Origin of the sequence: Nocardioides agariphilus (assembly GCF_015352445.1) — a bacterium.
Taxonomy (GTDB): domain Bacteria; phylum Actinomycetota; class Actinomycetes; order Propionibacteriales; family Nocardioidaceae; genus Nocardioides; species Nocardioides agariphilus.
Genome location: NZ_JADKPO010000021.1, coordinates 57,817 through 78,944 on the forward strand (window position 1 = coordinate 57,817; position 21,128 = coordinate 78,944).

Sequence of the window (21,128 nt, forward strand, 5' to 3'; positions counted from 1 at the left end):
CACCCGGGGGCTTTTGTGCCACTCTCTGCCGGTGCGCACAGGGAGGTGGGTGCTGGTCGGGCTGCTGGTCGCCGCGCTCGTGGGCGGCGGCGCGTATGCCTACCTGGGATACGTCCGCAAGGCCCAGCAGACGGTCACTGCCCAGCTACTTCCGGGCATCGCCCAGCCGGGCGCAGACCCGGCCTCGAGCGACAAGGCGGTCGGCCTGGTCGTCGCGACCGTCGAGCCCGCCGACGAGGGTCGGCCCGTCCACCTCCAGACCCGCTCCGGTGCCGGGTGGGAGAGCCAGGCGGTGGCCGAGCAGGATGCCGACGGCAACGTCGAGTTCCTGCTCGAGAGGGGCGGCCTGGACGCGGGCCGCAGCTACCGGGTCGTCTCGCTCGGGGACGGGGACTCCGCCGAGGCGACCAGCCCGGTGCTCTCCGGCGACGAATGGGGCCGCCCCGACTTCGAGGACGAGTTCGATCGCGACACCCTCGGCGACCAGTGGCTCAACCGTGGCGAGGACTACAACGTCGAGGGCCTGCGGGCGTGCTCGAAGGGATCTGGCGACGCGGTGGCCGTCGGCGGCGGCACGCTCCAGCTCAGCGTGCTGCTCGACCCCGCACGCGCCGACGAGCGGTGCAGCCCGCGCAACGGCAAGGGCGACCTCATCGGCTCCTACCGCTACCGCCTCAACGGGCACGTGATGCCCAATGCCCACTACTTCCGGTACGGCGTGCTCGCGGCCCGCATCAAGTTCCAGAAGATGCAGGGCCAGCACGCATCGTTGTGGATGCAGCCCGCCATCTCCGAGAGCACCACCGACTCGGCGACCGGGGGTGCTGAGATCGACGTGATCGAGTGGTTCGGCGAGGGCACAGCCAACGGCGGGCTCACCACCTTCATCTACAAGCTCTCCGAGGACGGCCCGGTCAAGGTGGGCGACTTCATCGCCGATCCCGACTCCTTCCTCACCGGCCAAGACGACAGCTGGTACGACCGCTACCACGTGTTCTCGGTCGAGTGGACCTCCCAGGCCTACATCTTCCGCATCGACGGCAAGGAGACCTGGCGCACCAGCGAAGGCATCTCGCACCAGCCGGAGTACCCCATCTTGAGCCTGCTCAGCTCCGACTACGAGCTGCGCAAGCTGCCCGACCCCGGCGACCTCCCCCAGACCATGCACGTCGACTGGGTGAGGTTCTGGGAGGCGTGAGGACCCAACACGAGCTCTCGCTGCCCTGGTGTTGTCGCCTGGCTGTGAGAGACTTCCGCATCCTGACCAGGTAAGGAATGTGCATGCTGTCCAGCCGCAAGAAATTCGCCCAGAAGGTCTGTCTGACCGCGAGCCTGTTGTTGGCGACGTCCGGTGTCGTGGCGGTCCTCCAGTCCGCCGCCCCGGCGAGTCCCGTGCCGGCAGCAGCAGCCCCGGCCACCGTCGCCCGCCAGGCCCTCAGACCGATCTCCATCGTTCCGGGCGTCGTCGGGCCGGGAGCCAAGCCCCATAACGCCAACACCACCAAGTGGGCCGTGACGACCAAGTACGGCGCAGCCAAGGCGGGCAAGACCGTCAAGCTGCAGCGGCAGTCCGGCGCCAGCTGGGTCGTGGTCGCCAAGAGCAAGATCGACAAGCGCGGCTACGCCCTGTTCGCCGTCGCCTCGCCGTCGCGCACGAGTCCGGTGACCTACCGGATCTACGGGCCTGGTGGCGCAACGGCTTCGGCCAGCACCTCGCTGTGGGGCAGCGACGAGGACTGGACCGAGCAGTTCTCCGGCACCGCCCTCAACTCGGCCTACTGGAGCCACCGCCAGACCGACTACGAGCCCCTGTCGCGGCGCACCTGCGCCAAGGCATCGCCCAGGGCGGTCAAGGTGAGCCAGGGCACCGCCAAGCTCAGCGTCATCATCGACAAGTCGCGCTCGGGCTATTGCAAGCCCCCGAAGGTCTCCAACCCCGCCAAGATCTACGGCAAGTTCCGCTGGCGCCTGCAGGCCAACATCGGCACCGACGACAAGCACAGCTTCCTCTACGGCGTGGCTGCCGCCCGCATCAAGTTCCAGCCGCTGCAGGGTCAGCACGCGTCGTTCTGGCTGCAGCCCGACGACCCCGACACCAGCCGCACGACCGGCCACGAGATCGACGCCATCGAGTGGTTCGGCAAGGGCGTCCCCAACGGCGGGCTGACCAGCTTCGCCTACGCTCCCAGCCGACTCGGCAAGAAGTACGGCATCGGCAACAAGGGCTGGGTGCCCAACCCCGACCAGTTCCTGATGAACCAGACCGACGAGTGGTACAAGCGCTACCACGTGTTCTCGGTCGAGTGGTCGCCGTTGGCCTACATCTTCCGCATCGACGGCAAGGAGACCGGCCGGATCCCCGCCAGCAAGATCACCGGCAACGGCGCGCTGGGCACCGCCTCGACCCCGGAGTACCCGATCCTGTCGATCCTGTGCTCCGACTACGAGCTGGCCAAGCTGCCCGACCCGGAGGAGAAGCACCTGCCCCAGACGATGAGCGTCGACTGGGTCAAGACCTGGCAGAACCCTGCCTTCATCACGCCCGACCCGCCGGTGACCGCGGCGCCCTGACCCGGGGCCCGGTCCAGCCAGACGGCACGGCCCGGACACCCTCACGGGGTGTCCGGGCCGTGGTGACTATTTCTCCCCAGTTCGTTCAAATCTCGGCCAAAGCGTGCCGGGGTGCGCTGAGCGCATGGCACACTCACCGCGCGGGTACTGGAGCCCCACCCCCTTGTCTCGGGCTCCGCCATAGGTCGACCCCACCCCCCGAAACGACCTGGAGGACCAGAACGTGCAGACGCTTACCCCCCCGAGCGTTCCAGCGAGCGCGCGTGGCGCCGCGAGACGACGGTTCCGCCGTCCGGTCGCTGCCGCTCTCCTCGCCCTTGCCGCCAGCGCGGCCTTCGCCTCCTTCGGACAGTCGGCCGAGGCGGCCCGCCAGACGGCCACCATCCAGGTCCTGCCCGGCATCGTGCAGCCGGGTGCCAGCATCGCCAGTCCCGACTCGGCCAAGGCCGTGGTGATCGCGACCTTCACCCCTGCCACCAAGGGCCGGCTGGTCCACCTTCAGAAGAAGGTCGGCAGCCAGTGGGTCAAGGTCGCCTCCGGCCGCCAGAACTCCAGGGGCCGAGTCCAGTTCCGCGTCTCCGCCGGCACCAGCACCAGCCCGATCACCTACCGCGCGTTGGCTCCCAGGAGCACCACCTTGCGCACCGTGGCCAGCGCGTCAGCCGCGACCTCGCAGTGGGGCACGGCCACCTTCACCGACCAGTTCAACGGCACCACCCTCAGCGACGACTGGATCCAGCGCGGTCAGTACTACGAGCCCGCCTCGATGCGCGCCTGCTCCAAGGGCGACCCGTCGGCCACCGCCGTCTCCGGTGGCGCCCTGCGGCTCGGCGTCATCCGGGACACCTCCAAGCCGGCGGCCTCGTGTGCTGCCCACAAGTACGACGGCAGCCTGATCGGCAACTTCGACTACCGCTTCAACGGCCACGTCTCGACCCAGGGCCGCTACTTCCTGCGCTACGGCGTGGTGGCCGCCCGCATCAAGTTCGAGAGGCTCCAGGGTCAGCACGCGTCGCTGTGGATGCAGCCGCAGTTCCCGACGTACCTGCCCAACGCCTTCCAGGGCGGTGCCGAGATCGACATCATCGAGTACTTCGGCCACGGCGTGAAGAACGGCGGCCTCACCAGCTTCGTCTACGCACCGCGAGAGGGTGCCCCGCCCGAGAAGATCGGTGGCTGGATCACCAAGCCGGAGCGGTTCTTGTCGAGCAAGAAGGACCGCTGGTTCAAGCGCTACCACGTGTTCTCGGTGGAGTGGACGCCGAGCGCCTACGTGTTCCGCATCGACGGACGCGAGACCTCGCGCATCACGCGTGGCATCTCCGGCATCTCCCAGTACCCGATCCTGAGCCTCCTCAGCTCCGACTACGAGCTGAGCAAGCTCGGCGGCGAGCAGAACCTGCCGCAGTGGATGAGCGTCGACTGGGTGCGGTTCTGGCAGGCGCCGGGCTACACGCCGGAGAAGCCCGCTCCCCGCTGAGGGGACCAGAAGGTCAGGACAGGTGCCGCGCGACCTCGCGGCACAGCTCCATCGCCCTGCGCGCCCAGGCGGGGGACGCTCCGGCCAGGCCGCACGACGGGGTGACCAGGAGCCGCTGACCGACGACCTCCGGATCCAGGCCCAGCTGGTCGAGCCAGCCCAGCACGCGGTCGGTCAGGGCCCGGTCGTTCTGCGCAGCGTCGGGCCCTCCGTCCGGCTGGACTGACGGCACCACGCCGAGAGCTACGCCGTCGCCAGCGTCGAGAGCCTCGCCGAGGTGGTCGTGATCGGCGTCCGAGAGCACCGCGAGGTCGACGAACAAGCCCCGCGCGCCCGCCCCGCGCAGCAGGTCGAGCGGGGTGCCGGGTGCGCACGAGTGCACCCACGGCTCCGCACCGGACTCCGAGGCCGCCGCGAGCACCCAGCCCAGCTGGTCCGAGACCTCCGGCTTGTCCACCGAGCGGTGCCGGCCGAACCCCGAGGCGGTCGGCACCCGCGCCGCCAGCACCGCACCCAGCGCCGGCTCGTCGACCTGGAGCAGGAGCCGTCCGGCCCCCGGGACCCGGCGGCGTACGTCTGCGACGTGGACGCGCACGCCCTCGGCCAGCGCCTGTGCCAGGTCGCGGCGCGCTCCGTGGTCGGCCAGGATCTTGTCGCCGCGCGGCCGCTCCACCGTGGCCGCCAGCGTCCACGGACCGGTGACCTGGACCTTGAGGTGGCCGGTGTAGTCCTGCAGCGCCTCCTCGAGCATGTCGAGGTCCTGGGCGAGCAGGCTGCGGGCCCGGCGCTGGTCGCCCCCCGCACTGCCGCCGGTGAGCCGCCAGCCCGCCGGTTGGAGGTCCGCACCGAGCTCGGCGACCAGCCCCAGCGCGCGACCGGTCATCGAGGCGGTCGGTCCCCTGTCGGGCAGCTCGGGCAGGTGCGGCAGGTCGGGCAGCTCGCCGACGACCACCCGCACGGCCTCCGCGGGATCGGTGCCGGGAAGCGACCCGACCCCGGTCGCCAGGGTCATCGGGAGCCGGCTGGGTGAGTAGCAGAGATCGTCGCCGAGCCGACGACCCGGGTGCCGTCGTACACGACCGCGGACTGGCCGGGCGCGATCCCCTCGGCCGGGTCGATCAGCTCCACGTCGACGTGGTCGCCGTCGGCCGTCACCACGGCCCGGTGCTCGCTCCCGTGGGCTCGCAGCTGCACGGTGCCCATCAGTCGTCCGGGCGCGGCGCCGCACCAGCGCGCGTGGGACGCCTCCAGCCGCCCGACCCGGAGGGCCGCACGCGGCCCGACCTTGACCGTGCCCGAGACCGGCTCGATGTCGAGCACGAACCTCGGCTTGCCGTCGGCTGCCGGGCGTCCGAGCCGCAGCCCCTTGCGCTGGCCGATGGTGAACGCGTAGGTGCCGTCGTGGTGGCCGAGCACCTCGCCGGAGGCGTCGTCGACGATGTCGCCCCCGTGATTGGGTGCCCGCTCCCCCAGCTTCTCGCGCAGCCACCCGGCGTTGTCGCCGTCGGAGACGAAGCAGATGTCGTGGGAGTCGGGCTTGTCGGCGACGCGCAGGCCACGGCGCTCGGCCTCCTGGCGCACCTGGCTCTTGGGCGTGTCACCCAGCGGGAACAGCGAGTGACGCAGCTGGTCCTGGGTCAGCACGCCGAGCACATAGGACTGGTCCTTGCCGTCGTCCTCGGCCCGGTGCAGCTCGACCTCGCCGTCTGCCGCCACGCGAAGCCGGGCGTAGTGCCCGGTGGCCACGGCATCGAAGCCCAGCCCGATCGCGCGGTCGAGCACCGCTGCGAACTTGATCTTCTCGTTGCACCGCAGGCAGGGGTTGGGCGTGCGGCCGGCGGCGTACTCGTCCATGAAGTCCACCACGACGTCCTCGTGGAACCGCTCGCTGAGATCCCAGACGTAGAACGGGATGCCGATCACGTCGGCTGCCCTGCGTGCATCGTGGGCATCCTCGAGCGTGCAGCAGCCGCGGGCGCCGGACCGGTACGACGCGGGGTTGCGCGAGAGCGCCAGGTGGATGCCCGTGACGTCGTGGCCCGCCTCGACGGCCCGGGCGGCGGCCACGGCGGAGTCGACCCCGCCGGACATGGCGGCTACCACCTTCAAGGGGCCGGCCATCAGCGCGCCACGGGCTGGCGGGAGGCGCGGGCGCGGTCGACGCACGGACCGATCGCCGCCGCCAGGGCATCGACGTCGGCGTCGGTGCTGGTGTGACCCAAGGAGAACCGCAGCGAACTGAGCGCGTCCTCCTCGTCCATCCCCATGGCGATGAGCACGTGCGAGGGCTGGGCGATACCGGCTGAGCAGGCAGAGCCGGTCGAGCACTCGATGTCGCGCGCATCGAGCAGCATCAGCAACGAGTCACCCGCACATCCGGGGAAGCGCAGGTGGGCGTTGCCGGGCAGCCTCAGCGTCGGGTGTCCGTTGGCGACCGCGTCGGGCACGACCCGGCGTACGTCGGCCACGAGGCGGTCGCGCAGGACTGCGATCCGCTCGGCGTGCTCGGGCTGGCCCTTCACCGCCGCCTCGACCGCGGCGGCGAAGCCGGCGATCGCGGGGGCATCGAGCGTGCCGGAACGGATGTCACGCTCCTGGCCACCCCCGTGCAGCATCGCGGTGACCTCGAGCTCACGGCGTACGACGAGCGCGCCCACGCCGAACGGTCCGCCCACCTTGTGCCCGGTCAGCGTCAACATGTCGACCCCGGACGCCGCGAAGTCGACGGGTACGTTGCCCACCGCCTGCACGGCATCGGTGTGGACAGGGATGCCGTGACGAGACGCCAGCGCCACGACCTCGTCGACCGGCTGGAGGGTGCCGACCTCGTTGTTGGCCCACATGACCGAGACCAGGGCAACGCTCCCAGGGTCACGCTCGATGCTCGTGCGCAGCGCCTCGACCTCGAGGCGGCCGTAGCGGTCGACCGGTAGCAGCTCGACCTCGGCGTCGACCTCCTCGGCCAACCACATCAGCGGGTCGAGGACCGCGTGGTGCTCGACGGCTGTCGAGAGGATGCGCCTGCGTCGCGGATCGGCCTGGTGCCTCGACCAGAACGCGCCCTTGAGCGCCAGGTTGTCGGCCTCGGTCCCACCGGAGGTGAAGACGACGTCACCGGGACGACAGCTCATCGCGCCGGCGATCGTCTCGCGCGCCTCCTCGACGACTCGGCGGGCCCGGCGACCGCTGGCGTGCAGCGAGCTCGGGTTGCCGACCTCCGACAGATGACGGGTCATCGCCTCGATGGCCGCGGGCAGCATCGGTGTGGTGGCGGCGTGGTCGAGGTAGACCGGCTTCCCCGTGAGGTCGTTCATGGCATCCGCAAGCGTACGGCGCGGGGCGAGGGCCGCTGAAACCGACCGACGGCTGACCCTCCGGCCCTGCGATTCCCCGCTAGGCGTCGATGCCCAGACGGGCCGACCAGGCGTGCCCCGGGAACAGCTGCTCGACGGTCTCGCGCAGCCAGGCTCGGGCGCGCTCGTCCATCAGGGGCCAGGCGTGCTCGAGGTCACGGGTGTCCTTGAGGCGACCGAGACGGGCCTTGAACATCAGCACGATCTCGGGGTTGAGGTAGCGGATCCCGTCGTCGGCCACCCAGGTGACCTCCTCGAGCGGCGCCACGTGGCCGGGCAGCTTCTTGTTGGTCCACAGCCCGTCGCGGTCGGGGGTCAGTGGCATGTCGAAGACCCACGGCGACAACGGGTCCCGCCGGCCCCAGATCTGGCTCTCGGGGTGCTGCACGTCGGGCCAGTGGTCGATGATCGGCCGCAAGGCGCCGTCGGCGATGTTCCACAGCTGCAGGGAGTCCCCGACGTGCTCACGCAAGGCGGGGACGTCGCAGGTCAGGATCGAGACGTCGATGTCCTCGTGCTCGCGCGGCACCCCGGTGAACGCCTCGATGGCCCAGCCGCCGACCACCCACCACGGCCGTTCGAACCCGTCGAAGAACTCCTGCATCCCGGCCGGGTCGAAGCAGTCGTACGTCCCGTAGAGGCGCTCCCAGTAGTGGTCCTCGGCCTCCTCGGCCTCGGTCCGCATCAGCGGCTCGCGCGGGACGCCTCCTGGGTCGTTCACAGCAGCACCATGTCATCGCGGTGCACGACCTCGCGCTCGTATCCCGCGCCGAGCTCGCGCTTGAGCTCGTGGGAGGAGCGGCCCAGCAAGGACGGCAGCTCGGCGGCGTCGAAGTTGACCAGGCCGCGTGCGACGGGACGTCCGTCGGGGTCGGTCAGGTCGACCGGGTCCCCGGCGACGAACTCACCCTCGACCCCGGTGACCCCGGCTGCCAGCAGCGAGGCCCGGCGCTCGAGCACCGCGCGCACGGCGCCGGCGTCGAGCTGGATGCGACCCCGCGGGTCGGTGGCATGGGCCAGCCACAGCAGCCGTCTCGGGCGACGTCGACCGGTCGAGTGGAACAGCGTGCCCACTGCCTCTCCGGCCATCGCCGCGCCCGCGTTGGCGGCGGAGGTCAGCACGACCGGGATGCCGGCGCCGGTGGCGATCCGCGCCGACTCGACCTTCGTCACCATCCCGCCCGAGCCCAGCCCGGCGCTGCCGGTGGACCCGATGCGTACGGCGGCCAGGTCGTCAGGCGTCACGACGTCGGTCACCAGCGTCGCCGGACCCGTGGCCGGGTTGCCGTCGTAGAGCCCGTCGACGTCGCTGAGCAGGACCAGCAGATCGGCGTGCACGAGGTGGGCGACCAGCGCGGCCAGCCGGTCGTTGTCGCCGAAGCGGATCTCGGTCGTGGCGACGGTGTCGTTCTCGTTGACGATCGGCAGCACGCCGAGCTCCAGCAGCTTGGCGAAGGTCTGGTGGGCGTTGCGGTAGTGCGAGCGCCGGGTGACGTCGTCGAGGGTCAGCAGCACCTGTCCTGCCACGATGTCGTGACGGGCCAGCTCCTCGGTGTAGCGGTGCACCAACAGCCCCTGCCCGACAGAGGCAGCCGCCTGCTGCACGGGCAGCGCCCTCGGCCGGCGCTTGAGCCCGAGGGGCGACAGTCCGGCGGCGATCGCGCCGGAGGAGACCAGCACGACCTCTGCTCCGCGGCGGCGTACGTCGGCGAGCACGTCGACCAGGGCCGCCAGCCGCTGGGGGTCGATGCCACCCTCGGCGGTCGTGAGCGAGGACGAGCCGATCTTGACCACGACACGTCGGGCATCGACCACGACCCGCCTGCTGCTCACGCGTCGTCCTGCCGGTCGGGGTCGTCGGGTCCGCCGATCTCGTAGGACATCGGGCCGGTGCGCGTGCGGCGCTCGTCGAGCCGGCGGGCCACATCGGCACGCGTCTCGGTCTCGCTGCGCTCGGGCATCGCCTCCTCGATCTCGCGACGCCGTCTTGCGGCCGGACGCTTCTCCTCGAACCGCTGGTCCTCGCCACGCCGCGTCAGGATCTCGGCACCGGCGTCGATGCCGGGCTTGAAGTCGAAGACCACGGCATCGTCGGGGTGTCCGATCAAGACGGTGTCGCCCTCCTGGGCGCCGAGCTCGACCAGGCGCTTCTCGACCCCGAGCCGGTTGAGGCGGTCGGCCAGGAAGCCGACCGCCTCGTCGTTGGAGAAGTCGGTCTGACGCACCCAGCGCTGCGGCTTCTCACCGCGCACCTGCCAGCCGTCGGCAGTCTGGGTGACCGAGAAGTCGTCGCCGCCGTCGGCGGAGGGCGGCCGGATCACGATGCGCTTGGTCTCGACCACAGGGCGAGCCGTGCGTGCGGCCTGCACGATGGCGGCCATCGCGAAGGTCAGCTCCCGCAGGCCGGCGCCGCTCATGGCGGAGACCGAGAAGACCGCCAAGCCCCGCTCGCGCAGCTCCTCGAGCACCATGTCGGCGATCTCGGAGCCGTCGGGCACGTCGACCTTGTTGAGAGCGACCAGTCGGGGGCGGTCGTCGAGACCGCCGTAGCGGCTCAGCTCGTTCTCGATGATGTCGAGGTCCTCGACAGGGTTGCGACCCGGCTCGAGGGTGGCGGTGTCGATCACGTGCACGATGGCCGCGCACCGCTCGATGTGGCGCAGGAAGTCGTGGCCGAGGCCGCGGCCCTCGCTGGCGCCCTCGATCAGGCCGGGGACGTCGGCGACGGTGAAGGTCGTCTCACCGGCGGTCACCACGCCCAGGTTGGGCACCAACGTGGTGAACGGGTAGTCGGCGATCTTGGGTCGGGCCCGCGAGATCGCGGCGATCAGGCTGGACTTGCCGGCGCTGGGAAAGCCGACCAGGCCGACGTCGGCGACCACCTTGAGCTCGAGCCGGATCTCCAGCTCCTCGCCGGGCTCGCCGAGCAGCGCGAACCCCGGCGCCTTCCGCTTGGCGCTGGCCAGGGCGGCATTGCCCAGCCCGCCGCGGCCACCTTGGGCGATCACCAGCTCGGTGCCAGGACCGACCAGGTCGGCCAGCACCTCACCGGAGCGCACGTCGTGCACGACCGTGCCGTCGGGGACCGGCAAGACCAGGTCGGCACCGTGGCTGCCGTTGCGCATGCCCCCGGCGCCGTGACCGCCCGCCTCGGCCTTGCGACGTGAGCTGTGGTGGTAGTCGAGCAAGGTGGTCACGTCGGGGTCGACGCGCAGGATCACCGACCCGCCCGGACCGCCGTTGCCGCCGTCGGGACCACCCAGCGGCTTGAACTTCTCGCGGTGCACCGAGGCGACACCGTTGCCCCCGCGGCCGGCGCTGACGTGCAGCGTCACCCGGTCCACGAACGTGGGAACAGCCATGGGTGGTACCGCCGATCGGGCTTGTGGAGATCAAGCACGAAGGGCGCCCCAGGTGGGACGCCCTTCGAAGTGGAAGCTAGGAGGTGAGCGTCAGGTCACTCACCCGGGACGATGTTGACGACCTTGCGACCGCGGCGGGTGCCGAACTCGACCGCACCCGGCACCAGCGCGAACAGCGTGTCGTCGCCGCCGCGGCCCACGCCGTTGCCCGGGTGGAAGTGGGTGCCGCGCTGGCGGACGATGATCTCGCCCGCGCTGACGACCTGGCCGCCGAAGCGCTTGACGCCGAGACGCTGGGAGTTGGAGTCGCGGCCGTTCTTGGTGGACGCGGCGCCCTTCTTGTGTGCCATGGGATTCAGTCCTTGATCAGGGAGCCAAGCGGGTTGGGCTCAGACGGAGATGTCGGTGACCTTGACCTGGGTGTACTTCTGACGGTGACCCTGGCGCTTCTTGTAGCCGGTCTTGTTCTTGTACTTCTGGATGATGATCTTGGGACCCTTGGTGGCGCCGAGGACCTCGACGGTCACGCCGGCCTTGTCGAGCCCGGTCGCGGTGACCTTCTCGCCGTCGACGACCATCAGGACCGGCAGTGTCAGCGTCTCGCCGACCGCCGTCGCGACCTTGTCGATCTCGATGACGTCGCCGACGGCAACCTTCTGCTGGGTGGCGCCTGCGCGCACGATCGCGTACACCGCGGTCTCCTTCGTCGATACTGCTGGTCTGCTCGGAACTGCTGGTTCTGGTTCGCCCGGACGCACACCAGGGTGGTCCTCGGCGATGCCGCTCGCGCGGGTGGGGCGCCGCGCCGTTGACTGGAGCTCGAGGGCGTGGGCGCACTGAGGATCAATAGTACGGACCGAGCCGGGACGAGCGCAAAACGCTAGCGCTTGCGTCCGCGTCGCTTGATCGGCACGTGCAGGGCCGGGCCCGACTCGTGGTGGTCGTGGGAGTCGCCGTCGGTGGCGCCGCCGTCCTCGACGAGTACGGCGGTCGCGGCCTCGGGCGCCTGGTCGGCGACCGTCGCAGCGGGCGGTCCGGCCGGTCGGCTGGCAGCCCGGCGTCGCGTGCGAGTGACAACCCTGGGCAGCTCTGTCGGCCCTGTCGGCCCCGTCGGTGCCGCGTCGGCAGTCTCGCCCGGCTCGGCCTCCGCGGTCTGGTCCGGCTGCTCGTCCTCGGCGGACTCGACCTCGAGAAGACCCTTGAGGGCAGAGGTCTCGTCGGCCTCGGCGGCCTCGAGCACCTCGACGGCCTCCACCACGTCAGGCAGGTCCGGCTCGTCATCGAAGTCCGTCGCGTCGGTCGAGTCGGGGTCGACGGGCCCGTGCTGCTGGGCCATCGCCGCCACGGCCATCGGTGACGGCGGACCGGAGGTCTTGGTGGCCGCGGGCTGCTCGGCAGCGCCGCGCCCCCGGCGGCGGCTGGTACGACGGGCCCCTTCGTCCTCGGTCCGGCGCGGCTCGACCGGGGCGTCGGCGATCACCAGACCGCGACCGTGGCAGTGCTCGCACTCGCGGCTGAACGCCTCGAGCAGACCGGTCCCGATCCGCTTGCGGGTCATCTGCACGAGGCCGAGCGAGGTCACCTCGGCGACCTGGTGGCGCGTGCGGTCGCGGCCCAGGCACTCCACCAGCCGGCGCAGCACCAGATCGCGGTTGGACTCCAGCACCATATCGATGAAGTCGACGACGATGATGCCGCCGATGTCGCGCAGCCGCAGCTGGCGCACGATCTCCTCGGCCGCCTCGAGGTTGTTCTTGGTGACCGTCTCCTCGAGGTTGCCGCCCGAGCCGGTGAACTTCCCGGTGTTGACGTCGACCACGGTCATCGCCTCGGTGCGGTCGATGATCAGCGAGCCGCCCGAGGGCAGCCAGACCTTGCGGTCCAGTCCCTTGTGGATCTGCTCGTCGAGTCGGTAGGTGGCGAAGACGTCGCGCCCGCCGTGGTCCTCGGGGCGGTAGCGCTCGAGGCGGTCTTGGAGGTCGGGGGCGACGTGGGCGACGTAGCCCTGCACGGTCTCCCAGGCGTCATCGCCCTCGATGACCAGCTTGGTGAAGTCCTCGGTGAACAGGTCGCGCACGACCTTCAGCGTCAGGTCCGGCTCGCCGTACAGCAGCTGGGCGCTGGCGCCCTTGGACGCCGCCTTGCGCTCGATGTCCTCCCACCGCGCCTTGAGCCGCTCGACGTCTCGGGTCAGCTCGTCCTCGCTGGCGCCCTCGGCGGCGGTGCGGACGATGACGCCGGCCGTGTCGGGGACGATCTCCTTGAGCAGGGTCTTGAGACGGTTGCGCTCGGTGTCGGGCAGCTTGCGCGAGATGCCGCTGGTGGTGCCGTCGGGCACGTACACCAAGAACCTGCCCGCCAGGCTGACCTGGCTGGTGAGCCGGGCGCCCTTGTGGCCGATGGGGTCCTTGGTGACCTGCACCAGGATCTGCTGCCCGGAGCTGAGCACCGACTCGATCTTGCGCGGCTGGCCATCGGGGTGACCCAGGGCCGACCAGTTCACCTCGCCGGCGTAGAGCACCGCGTTGCGGCCCTTGCCGATGTCGACGAAGGCCGCCTCCATCGAGGGCAGCACGTTCTGCACCCGGCCGAGATAGACGTTGCCGATCAGCGAGGTCTGCGACTCGCGGGCGACGTAGTGCTCGACGAGCACCTTGTCCTCGAGCACGGCGATCTGGGTGAGCTCGTCTCGCTGGCGGACGACCATCACCCGCTCGACCGACTCGCGGCGAGCCAGGAACTCGGCCTCGCTCACGATCGGAGCGCGACGCCGGCCGGCCTCGCGGCCCTCACGGCGCCGCTGCTTCTTGGCCTCCAGGCGGGTCGAGCCCGACACGGCGGTGATCTCGTCCTCGGCGCTGCGCACCTTGCGCACTCGGGTCACGGTGTTCTGCGGGTCGTCGCCGACCTCGGCGCCGTCCTCACCGGCCCGACGGCGCCGGCGCCGGCGCCGCGAGGTCGTCTCCGCGGCCTCGTCGCCGGGCTCCGGCGACTCGGCATCAGCGTCGCTCGCGCCAGCCTCGCCAGCCTCGCCAGCGTCGGACTCGCCGCCCTCGCCGGACTTGCGGCGACGACGTCCGCCACGACGACGACGACGGCGGCCGGTAGCCGACTCGTCGCCCGCGCCCTCGGCGCCCTCGGCGGCCTCGTCCGACTCCGGACCCGACGTCGGGTGCGCGTCGCCGGCTGGCTCGTCCACAGCGACAGGCGCCTGGGTCTCGGCGGTCTCGGCGGTCTCGGCGGTCTTCTTGGTCGATCGGCGGCGCCGGCTGGTCGGGGTCTCAGGGGCTTGGAAGAGGGGTACGGCGAGGGGCGCGGCCGCCTGGTCGGTCTCGGCACTCTCCACCGCGGAGCTCTCGGGAGCCGGGGTCCCAGGTCGGGCCTCGGCGGCCTTCTTGCGGGTGCGCTTGGCCTTCGGCTTGTCGGCGGACGGCAGAGCCTGGACGTCCGCAGACTCAGCCGCAGGAGCGGCGGGAGCCTCGGGCGTGTCGACGACCTTCGCGGCCTTCTTGGCCGCGGTCTTCTTCGCCGTGGTCGCCTTCTTGCTCGCGGCCTTCTTGGCGGTGGCCTTCTTGGCCACGGCCTTCTTCGCGGTCGCCTTCTTGGCGGTGGGCGCCGCGGTGTCCGATGCCGCCGGATCGGGAGCCGGGGCCTCAGGGGCGCTGTTGCCCTCGGAGAAGTCTGCGTCGGTCGGGGTGTCGTCGAGCATGCTGGCTGCTCCTCCGCCCGGGGCCGCATCGCGACACCGGACCGTGTCTGGCACTGCCACCCGCATCGCGGCGCAGTGCAAAGTCTTCGTCGGCGGCGACACCCTCCGCGGTGTGCGTCACGAGAGTCCTGCCGCTGCCTACCGCGGTCGCCGGGCCCCTGGCGGGAGCCGCGTCGCGGTCTGGTCGCGACGGGTTCTCGGTGTGCCCACCTCGCTCGGTTGAGCAAGGCCGGCGAGAACGTCGTCGGGTCGTCCCTGCCACCCCAAGGGTTCTTCGGGCAGCCGGTGCAACCGCGGTCAGTATCGCACAGCCCTCGCCGGGTCCGGCCATTACGACCGGAGTGCCGCTCATGCCAGCGGGTCGCCGACCTCACCCGTGGCGTCGTCGAGGGGGCCTTGTCGAAGCCTGCTCACCAGCGGCGGAGCGGACGGCTGCAGCCCGGTCACCTCGCCGAGCCCCGTCAGCACGTCGTCGGGACGGACTGCCGGCACGGTGTGTCTCAGGGTCATGTCCAGCAAGGCGCCCACCTCGTGCGGAGCTGCCGACATGGCGACGACGGCCTGCCGGCAGTCGAAGGTGCGCAGGCCCTTCTTCGTCATCCGCTCGACCGGCACAGACTCGACGGCGAGGAACGCATCGACCGCCGACACCACCTCCTCGGCGGGAGCAGCCACGACGACGGTCCAGCGACTCGCCACGAGGCGGTCGGCCAGCGACCCGCTGCCACCAGTCGCGGCGTCGACGACCTCGACCACGTCGAGGCCGTCCGGGAGCGCCTCGGCCAGCTCTCGTCGTACGTCCTCGGGGTCGCAGACCCGCGCGAGACCGATCTCGAGGTACTCGGCCTCGCTCGCCGCGCCCGTCGGAGCCGCACCCGCGTAGCTGATCCGGGGGTGCGGGTTGAAGCCCGAGGAGTAGGCCATCGGCAGACGTGCCCGCACGACCGCGCGCTCGAAGGCCCTGCTGAAGTCGCGATGGCTGGTGAATCGCAGCCGGCCCCGCTTGGCGTAGCGGATCCGCAGCCGCTGCACGGGCGGGGCCTGCTGCTCGGGTGGCTGACGAGACGGCACCGGCACACGGTAGCCGCCGTCCTCGTCGCGGCTGCGGAGACTGCTAGCCGCGGGCCTCGTCGGGACCGACATAGAGCCGCTTGACGTTGTCGACCACCCGGGAGGCGGCCCGATCGTCGAGGTGGTCGAAGAAGAGCCGACGACGCCATTCGTACTCGGCTCGCTGCTCCGGTGTCTGCTCGTCGAAGACCGAGTCCAGCGCGGTCGAGAGCTGCGCGAAGTCGCGGCAGACCGGACCCGGGAGTACGTCGTCGAGGTGGTAGAACAGCCCGCGCTCCTCCTGGGCGTAGCGCTCGTAGTCGTAGGCGAAGCTGATCACCTGCCGGCCGGTGAGAAGGAAGTCGACGATACAGCTGGAGTAGTCGGTCACCAGAGCATCGGCAGCCCGGTAGAGCACCTCGAGGTCGGGGTAGCGTCGCGAGGACAGGTCGATCGGGTCGAGGGGTGCGAGCATCTCGGAGTAGGTGCGGGCGGTGTCGGCCATGTGCTCGCGCACCCCGATGACGGCGTTGTGCCTGACACACCAGTCCTTGAGCCAGGCGATCTCGGCCTGGTCGAACTCGTAGTAGGCGTCGAACTGGTCCTGCTTGAACGTGGGCAGGAACAGCACCAGGGAGCGACCGGCGACCTCGACGCGTAACCGCTCCAACGCCGCACGGAGGTCAGCAGGCAGCTGCTCCTCCTCGCGCACGATGAAGTCGTTGCGCGGCAGTCCCGTCACCCACATGTGGTCGAGGGTGAGCGGGTGGAGGGCCGCCTGCATCGCGAGGGCGTCGAGCCGCGAGGAGGCGATCACCGCGCGGCAGGCGCCGTGCTCCCGGCCGAGCGCACGACGGACCCGGCCCTGCAGGTCGAGGCCGGCGAACCCGAACCGCTTCAAGGGGATGCCGTGCCAGAGGTTGATGAAGTTGCGCCGGTTCGGCGACAGTCCGAACGGCAGGTTGATCCCTGCCGCGTGCTTGACGAAGACCTGACCGGCACGAAGCGCGTAGTACTGACCCTCGGGGCTGAACAGGGGTACGACCACGACGTTCTCCCCGGCCACCTCCACGCGCCTGGAGCGGGTGAGGACGATCTTCTTGATCGAGGGGTCGTCCTTGACCTCCTCGAAGACCGCCCGCTCGTTGCCGGCGAACGTGTGGTCGAAGGCGCACACCGGGAAGGCCCACCAGTGGTCGAACGTCGGCGTCCGGCGATCCTCCGCGCGAAGCTCGGCGGCGTCCAGCATCGGCGGCACGGTCGGGGTCCCGTCCGCGGCTACGCGCACCGAGAAGCTGCGCTGCAAGGTGTCGTCGGCTGCCACGCGCAGCAGGTTGCGCTCCAACATCTCGACGGGAGCATCGGGAACCACGTCGGTGACCCGGCGCTTCCAGTCGCGCACGTCGCAGGCTTTGCGCGGGTTCTCGGTGATGAGGTTGCGCTTGAGCAGCGGGAACCCGTTGCGGAGCAGGGCGAAGTAGTCCTCGGTGTACAGAGGATGGAACGGGTAGAGGTCGTCGACGAAGGTCTCGAAGTCGAACCCGGCAGACATCAGGTAGCGGCTCAGGCCCACCTCGTACTTCAAGATGACCGCGATCTTGCGCTGCTGCCTGACCACGGTGTCCAGACGCCGGCGGAAGCCCGGGTCGAGAACCACCGGCTTGCGGAACACCATGAGGTAGGAGCTCAGGTGCAGGTGATCGAGGGGCAACATCTCCGGCTCGCCGACCATGTGACGCTTCGCCTGCTCCAACGGGACGGGACGCGAGAACCCGCGCTCCTCCCGGAACGGCCGCTTCGTCGCCTGCAGGCCCCACCAGTCGCAGGCGCGACGGTCCATGCGCTCGAACATCTCGTCGAGCGGCTTGAGCAGGTAGGCACTGTCGTTGGCGAGCACCAGCTCGTCGTACTCCTCGATCCTGCTCCACCCGACGAGGTCTCGGGCCAGCAGGGAGAACGAGCCGAAGTCGTACATGCCGTGGCGGATCGCCCAGGCGCCAGTGGTGATGCCGTCGAGCTTGGCCAGCTCTGCCTTGTCGACGTGACTGTCGGCCAGGTAGTAGACGTCACAGTGCCGGCTGAGCTCCGTCAGGTACGCCACGACGTAGTCGTCCACGACACCGTCGACGTCGTAGGCCGCGAACAGGCAGACCCGACGGATGTCGGTGCCTGTCGGGTACGACGTGGCCGGCCGCGTCTCCCGACGTGCCGGGGTCGGCAGGTGTCCGGCGAAACGGCCGGCCAGCACGTAGTGCAGGTAGGGGTCGACGTCTTCGACCGTGGGGTCGAGGTACTCGACCCAGTACCACCAGGTGTCGAACTCGTGGCACGGGTTGACCAGCTGCTTCCAGCCGTGTTCGTGGAAGTGACGCACCGGGTCCATCCCGCGTTCGGCGACGCTCGGGTGGGACTCGAGGTAGCGCTCGTCGTCGAAGCCACCGTGCCCCCGCAGGACCGCGATCGCGCAGCTTCGCTCCACCTCCGCCTTGACCGGACCGACGTCGCCCGCGGGCGCGGGCTCGAGGCCGTTGGCGAGGGCACGCGCCACCAGGTCGGCCGACCTCCGGTGGGAGATCGCGTGCGCGTCGGCCCAGGCACGCACGAACAGCGACCATGACCTTGCGAACTCGGCCCCGCTCATCGCGCCGGAGCCGGCAGTGGCGCTGCTGGTCGAGGTCGCCGTCATCCGGCGTCCTGCAAGACCAGCTCACGCACTCGTCGTACGACGCGAGCCGCGCTGTGGTGGTCGAGGTGCTCATGGAACAGGTCTCGCACGCGACGGTAGTGGTGATCGTCGGGCGGCTCGGGCGGCGAGAGGAGCTCGTCGAAGGCCCGTCGTAGCTGTGCGGTGTCCCGGCACACCGGCGCAGGCATCATCTGGTCGAGGGCGAAGTAGGACGTGTCACGCTCGTCGGGTGCGCCGGGGAGGAACGGCACGACCGGTCGACCGGTGATCGTGAAGTCGAGCGCCACACCCGGTCTGCCCGTCACGAGTGCAGCGGCGCTCCTGAGGACGGCGACCGTATGTCGGAACCGGTCGTGCGAGAGGTCGATGGCCTGGCCACGCAGCGCTCGCCACGTGGCGCGGTCCCGGCTGTGTGGGTCCTCGCGCACGCCGACCACGGCATCGTGCTGACGGCACCAGCTGCGGAGCCAGTCCAGCTCATCGGGGGTGAGGCAGTCAGCGGCACGGGGATCGCGCGTCGGCAAGAACGCGACCAGCCTGCGTCGGCCCAGCAGCTCCTCGATCTGCTGCTGCTCGGCGAGGATCTCGTCAGGCAACCGGTTGGTGGGCATGACGAGGAAGTCGTTGGCTGGCAGTCCGCTCACCCACCCGAGGTCATAGTGCACCGGGTAGTGGTGAGAGGCCGCGGCCACGCAGTCCACAGCGGAAGAGGCGACGAACGCCTGCAGGCGGCTCGTGGGAGCCCGTCTCACCGGCCGCACGTCGAACCTGGCGGGCGACCGGCGCTCCGCCGCCACCCCTGATGGCAGGGCGATCACGCGATGGCGGTGGTTGAGCGGCCACGGCAGGGTCTCCTCGGTCCGCCCGGGAACGAGGACGACGCCCGACCGCAGGAGCAGTCGCTGTCCTTCGGGGCTCTGCAGTGGCACGACGACGACGTTCTCACCGCTGAGCCCGAGGCGAAGACTTCTGGTCAGCACGATCTTCTTCAGCGAGGGGTCATCGTGCACCTCCTCGAAGACCGCGCGGCAGCTCGCCGACAGCTCTCCGTCGGGTGAGACCAAGAAGGCCCACCAGTGGTCGAAGGTCGGCACCAGCCGATCGGCTTCGTGGAACTCCTCGCGGCTGAGGAGGCAGGGTACGTGCACGCTTCCGTCCGGCTGGGTCACGATCGAGAAGCTGCGTCGGAGCCGGTCGTCTGGAGCCGTGCGCAGCAGGTTCTGCTCGATCACGTCCACCGGCGCTCCGGGGACGACGGCGGTGATCCGCTCCTTCCAGTTCTCGAGGTCGGGAGTGTCGTAGTGGTTCTCGTACAGGAAGTACTTCTTCAGCAGCGGGAACCCGCGCTCGAGCAGCCGGAAGTACTGGTTGGTGAAGACCGGCTGGAACGGGTAGAGCGAGTCGACGAACGTGTCGAACGAGTGGCCTTGCGAGATCAGGTAGTTGGTCAGTCCGATCTCGTACTTGTGCACGATGGCCCGTTTGCTGCGCTGGCGGCACACGGAGTCGAGCAAGCGCCGAAAGCCGCTGTCGGTGATGACCGGCCCGCGGAAGGCGAGGAAGTAGGACCCGACCAGGAAGTCGTACTCCGGCTCGGCCGCGAACTGCTCCAGCAGGTGGTCGCGGACGTGGGAGAGCGGGATCGGGGCGACGGTGACGTCCTGAACCGGCTCCGCCGTCCGGGCGACCCCCTTGGTCGCCTGCAACCCCCACCAGTCGCAGACGCTGCGGTCCATCTGCTCGAAGACCTCGTCGAGGGGCTTGAGCAGGTAGCAGCTGTCGTTGACGAACAGCACCTCGTCGTAGGTCTCCAAGGCCTCCCAGCCGACCAGGTCGCGAGCCAGGGTGCTCCACGAGCCGAAGTCGTAGGCACCCTGCGGGATGGCCCAGGCCGCCGTGGTCACCTCGGCGAGCTTCTCGAGCTCAGTGTCCTCGATGTAGCAGTCCGCCAGGAAGTAGACGTCAGCGTGCCTGGCGAGCTCCCGCACGTAGCCGACGAGCGTCTCGTCGATCCTCCCGTTGGCGTCGTAGCCGGCGAAGAGGCACGCGCGCCGGACCGGTCGAGGCCCACGCAGGTCCGCGCCCGGAAGGGCCGGCCTCCACCCGGCCTTGGTCGACCATCCTGCTGGCTGGCCCACGAGGATGTGGTGCACGAGAGGGTTGACGCCCTCGACCTCCGGCGTGAGGTGCGTGCTCCAGTAGTGCCAGGTGTCGAAGTCGGCGCTCGGCTGCCGCCCCTCACGCCACCCCACTCGGCAGTAGTGGAGCAACGGATCCCTCGAGTGACGCATGTCGGGGTTGACCGCGCGATAGAAGTCGGCGTCGAACAGGCCCGAGGAGGCGACCAGCGCCACCTCACGGCGTAGCTGCGGGTCGTCCTCCGACGGCACGTCGTCGTGAGCATCCGTGGACGGGCGGGCCTGTGTCGCGGCCTGGAGAGCTGCCAGAGCCGGGTTGGGCGCGATCCCCCCGGAGCTGGCCAGGAAGTGCCGCAGTGCGTCGTCCGGGGAGCCGAAGGTCGCGGCCGTCCGGGCGGAGTACCAGTCGTGGTCGAACCATCCGGACTCCCGCAGGAACCGTCGACGAGCGCGGGTCGAGGCGTCCTGTCGTGCGGGACTCACCGCCGACGACCGCGCAACCGCCGCCACGCCTGCCCGAACCGGCCTCCAGCCAGCCGGTGTCGCAGTCGGCCCCGACCGCCTGCTTGCGCGGCCTCGAGCTGGCGGACCTGCTCGGCCAACTGAGCCGCGCGCCTGCGCGCCTTGCCGCGCTGGGCTTTGACGGTAGTGAGCTCCTCGGCCCAGGTCTCCTGCTCGGCACGAACGTGAGCGAGCTCTTGTTGGCACAGGCGCAGCGCCGCACGGAGGTGCTCTGTCTCCGCCGACTGGACATCAGCATGAGCGTCCACCAACCGTCT

Annotated in this window: 15 protein-coding genes; 3 read left to right on the plus strand and 12 right to left on the minus strand. The window is 70.4% G+C overall.

All coding sequences use genetic code 11. The features are described 5' to 3' along the window. Window positions 1-31 precede the first annotated feature (31 nt). The 3 genes from ISU10_RS24180 (at window position 32) to ISU10_RS24185 (ending at window position 4,051) form a co-directional block, all read left to right on the plus strand. The gene (locus ISU10_RS24180) at window positions 32-1,198 is read left to right on the plus strand and encodes a glycoside hydrolase family 16 protein (protein WP_194697304.1); all 1,167 of its coding nucleotides are present in this window, start codon (window positions 32-34) and stop codon (window positions 1,196-1,198) included. A gap of 83 nt (window positions 1,199-1,281) precedes the next feature. Next, entirely contained in the window at window positions 1,282-2,571 is a 1,290-nt protein-coding gene (locus tag ISU10_RS15455) for a glycoside hydrolase family 16 protein (protein WP_194697305.1), read from the plus strand. A gap of 223 nt (window positions 2,572-2,794) precedes the next feature. Then, the gene (locus tag ISU10_RS24185) at window positions 2,795-4,051 is read left to right on the plus strand and encodes a glycoside hydrolase family 16 protein (RefSeq protein WP_194697306.1); all 1,257 of its coding nucleotides are present in this window, start codon (window positions 2,795-2,797) and stop codon (window positions 4,049-4,051) included. A gap of 13 nt (window positions 4,052-4,064) precedes the next feature. Here ISU10_RS24185 and ISU10_RS15465 read toward each other — a convergent pair whose 3' ends face one another. The 12 genes from ISU10_RS15465 to ISU10_RS15520 form a co-directional block, all read right to left on the minus strand. Continuing rightward, a complete protein-coding gene (locus tag ISU10_RS15465; protein ID WP_194697307.1) occupies window positions 4,065-5,063 on the minus strand; it encodes a methionine synthase in 999 nt (332 codons plus the stop codon). Next, window positions 5,060-6,160: a tRNA 2-thiouridine(34) synthase MnmA gene (mnmA, locus tag ISU10_RS15470; RefSeq protein WP_228501071.1), complete on the minus strand. Its 1,101-nt coding sequence runs from the start codon at window positions 6,158-6,160 to the stop codon at window positions 5,060-5,062. The genes ISU10_RS15465 and mnmA overlap by 4 nt, the downstream gene beginning before the upstream one ends. A gap of 11 nt (window positions 6,161-6,171) precedes the next feature. Next, window positions 6,172-7,365, minus strand: a complete 1,194-nt coding sequence (locus tag ISU10_RS15475; protein WP_194697309.1) for a cysteine desulfurase family protein — start codon at window positions 7,363-7,365, stop codon at window positions 6,172-6,174. 79 nt (window positions 7,366-7,444) lie between these two features. Beyond that, on the minus strand, window positions 7,445-8,125 hold the full coding sequence (locus ISU10_RS15480; RefSeq protein WP_228501035.1) for a nucleotidyltransferase domain-containing protein: 681 nt from the start codon (window positions 8,123-8,125) through the stop codon (window positions 7,445-7,447). Continuing rightward, the gene (gene proB / locus ISU10_RS15485; RefSeq protein WP_194697310.1) at window positions 8,122-9,237 is read right to left on the minus strand and encodes a glutamate 5-kinase; all 1,116 of its coding nucleotides are present in this window, start codon (window positions 9,235-9,237) and stop codon (window positions 8,122-8,124) included. The genes ISU10_RS15480 and proB overlap by 4 nt, the downstream gene beginning before the upstream one ends. Further along, window positions 9,234-10,766 (minus strand): GTPase ObgE, encoded by a 1,533-nt coding sequence (gene obgE / locus ISU10_RS15490; RefSeq protein WP_194697311.1) that lies wholly within the window; start codon window positions 10,764-10,766, stop codon window positions 9,234-9,236. The genes proB and obgE overlap by 4 nt, the downstream gene beginning before the upstream one ends. Window positions 10,767-10,861: 95 nt before the next feature. Continuing rightward, complete coding sequence (gene rpmA, locus ISU10_RS15495) at window positions 10,862-11,116, minus strand: 50S ribosomal protein L27 (RefSeq protein WP_194697312.1); 255 nt, start codon at window positions 11,114-11,116, stop codon at window positions 10,862-10,864. Between the two features lie 39 nt (window positions 11,117-11,155). After that, complete coding sequence (gene rplU, locus ISU10_RS15500; RefSeq protein ID WP_194697313.1) at window positions 11,156-11,458, minus strand: 50S ribosomal protein L21; 303 nt, start codon at window positions 11,456-11,458, stop codon at window positions 11,156-11,158. 188 nt (window positions 11,459-11,646) lie between these two features. Next, complete coding sequence (locus ISU10_RS15505) at window positions 11,647-14,346, minus strand: Rne/Rng family ribonuclease (RefSeq protein ID WP_442417794.1); 2,700 nt, start codon at window positions 14,344-14,346, stop codon at window positions 11,647-11,649. A 477-nt stretch (window positions 14,347-14,823) separates the two neighbouring features. Then, window positions 14,824-15,546: a TIGR03936 family radical SAM-associated protein gene (locus ISU10_RS15510; RefSeq protein ID WP_370865479.1), complete on the minus strand. Its 723-nt coding sequence runs from the start codon at window positions 15,544-15,546 to the stop codon at window positions 14,824-14,826. A 43-nt stretch (window positions 15,547-15,589) separates the two neighbouring features. Then, window positions 15,590-18,211: a CDP-glycerol glycerophosphotransferase family protein gene (locus ISU10_RS15515; protein WP_194697316.1), complete on the minus strand. Its 2,622-nt coding sequence runs from the start codon at window positions 18,209-18,211 to the stop codon at window positions 15,590-15,592. Beyond that, window positions 18,208-20,832 carry a rhamnan synthesis F family protein gene (locus ISU10_RS15520; protein ID WP_194697317.1) on the minus strand — a complete coding sequence of 875 codons (2,625 nt, stop codon included), beginning with the start codon at window positions 20,830-20,832 and terminating at the stop codon, window positions 18,208-18,210. The genes ISU10_RS15515 and ISU10_RS15520 overlap by 4 nt, the downstream gene beginning before the upstream one ends. Between the last annotated feature and the right edge of the window lie 296 nt (window positions 20,833-21,128).

What these genes read in the sequence shown, in the direction of transcription:
- ISU10_RS15475 (WP_194697309.1), bottom strand. Translation starts at nt 7,365, where the DNA reads ATGAACGACCTCACGGGGAAGCCGGTCTACCTCGACCACGCCGCCACC.
- obgE (WP_194697311.1), bottom strand. Translation starts at nt 10,766, where the DNA reads ATGGCTGTTCCCACGTTCGTGGACCGGGTGACGCTGCACGTCAGCGCC.
- ISU10_RS15465 (WP_194697307.1), bottom strand. Translation starts at nt 5,063, where the DNA reads ATGACCCTGGCGACCGGGGTCGGGTCGCTTCCCGGCACCGATCCCGCG.
- ISU10_RS15515 (WP_194697316.1), bottom strand. Translation starts at nt 18,211, where the DNA reads ATGACGGCGACCTCGACCAGCAGCGCCACTGCCGGCTCCGGCGCGATG.
- ISU10_RS15455 (WP_194697305.1), top strand. Translation starts at nt 1,282, where the DNA reads ATGCTGTCCAGCCGCAAGAAATTCGCCCAGAAGGTCTGTCTGACCGCG.
- rpmA (WP_194697312.1), bottom strand. Translation starts at nt 11,116, where the DNA reads ATGGCACACAAGAAGGGCGCCGCGTCCACCAAGAACGGCCGCGACTCC.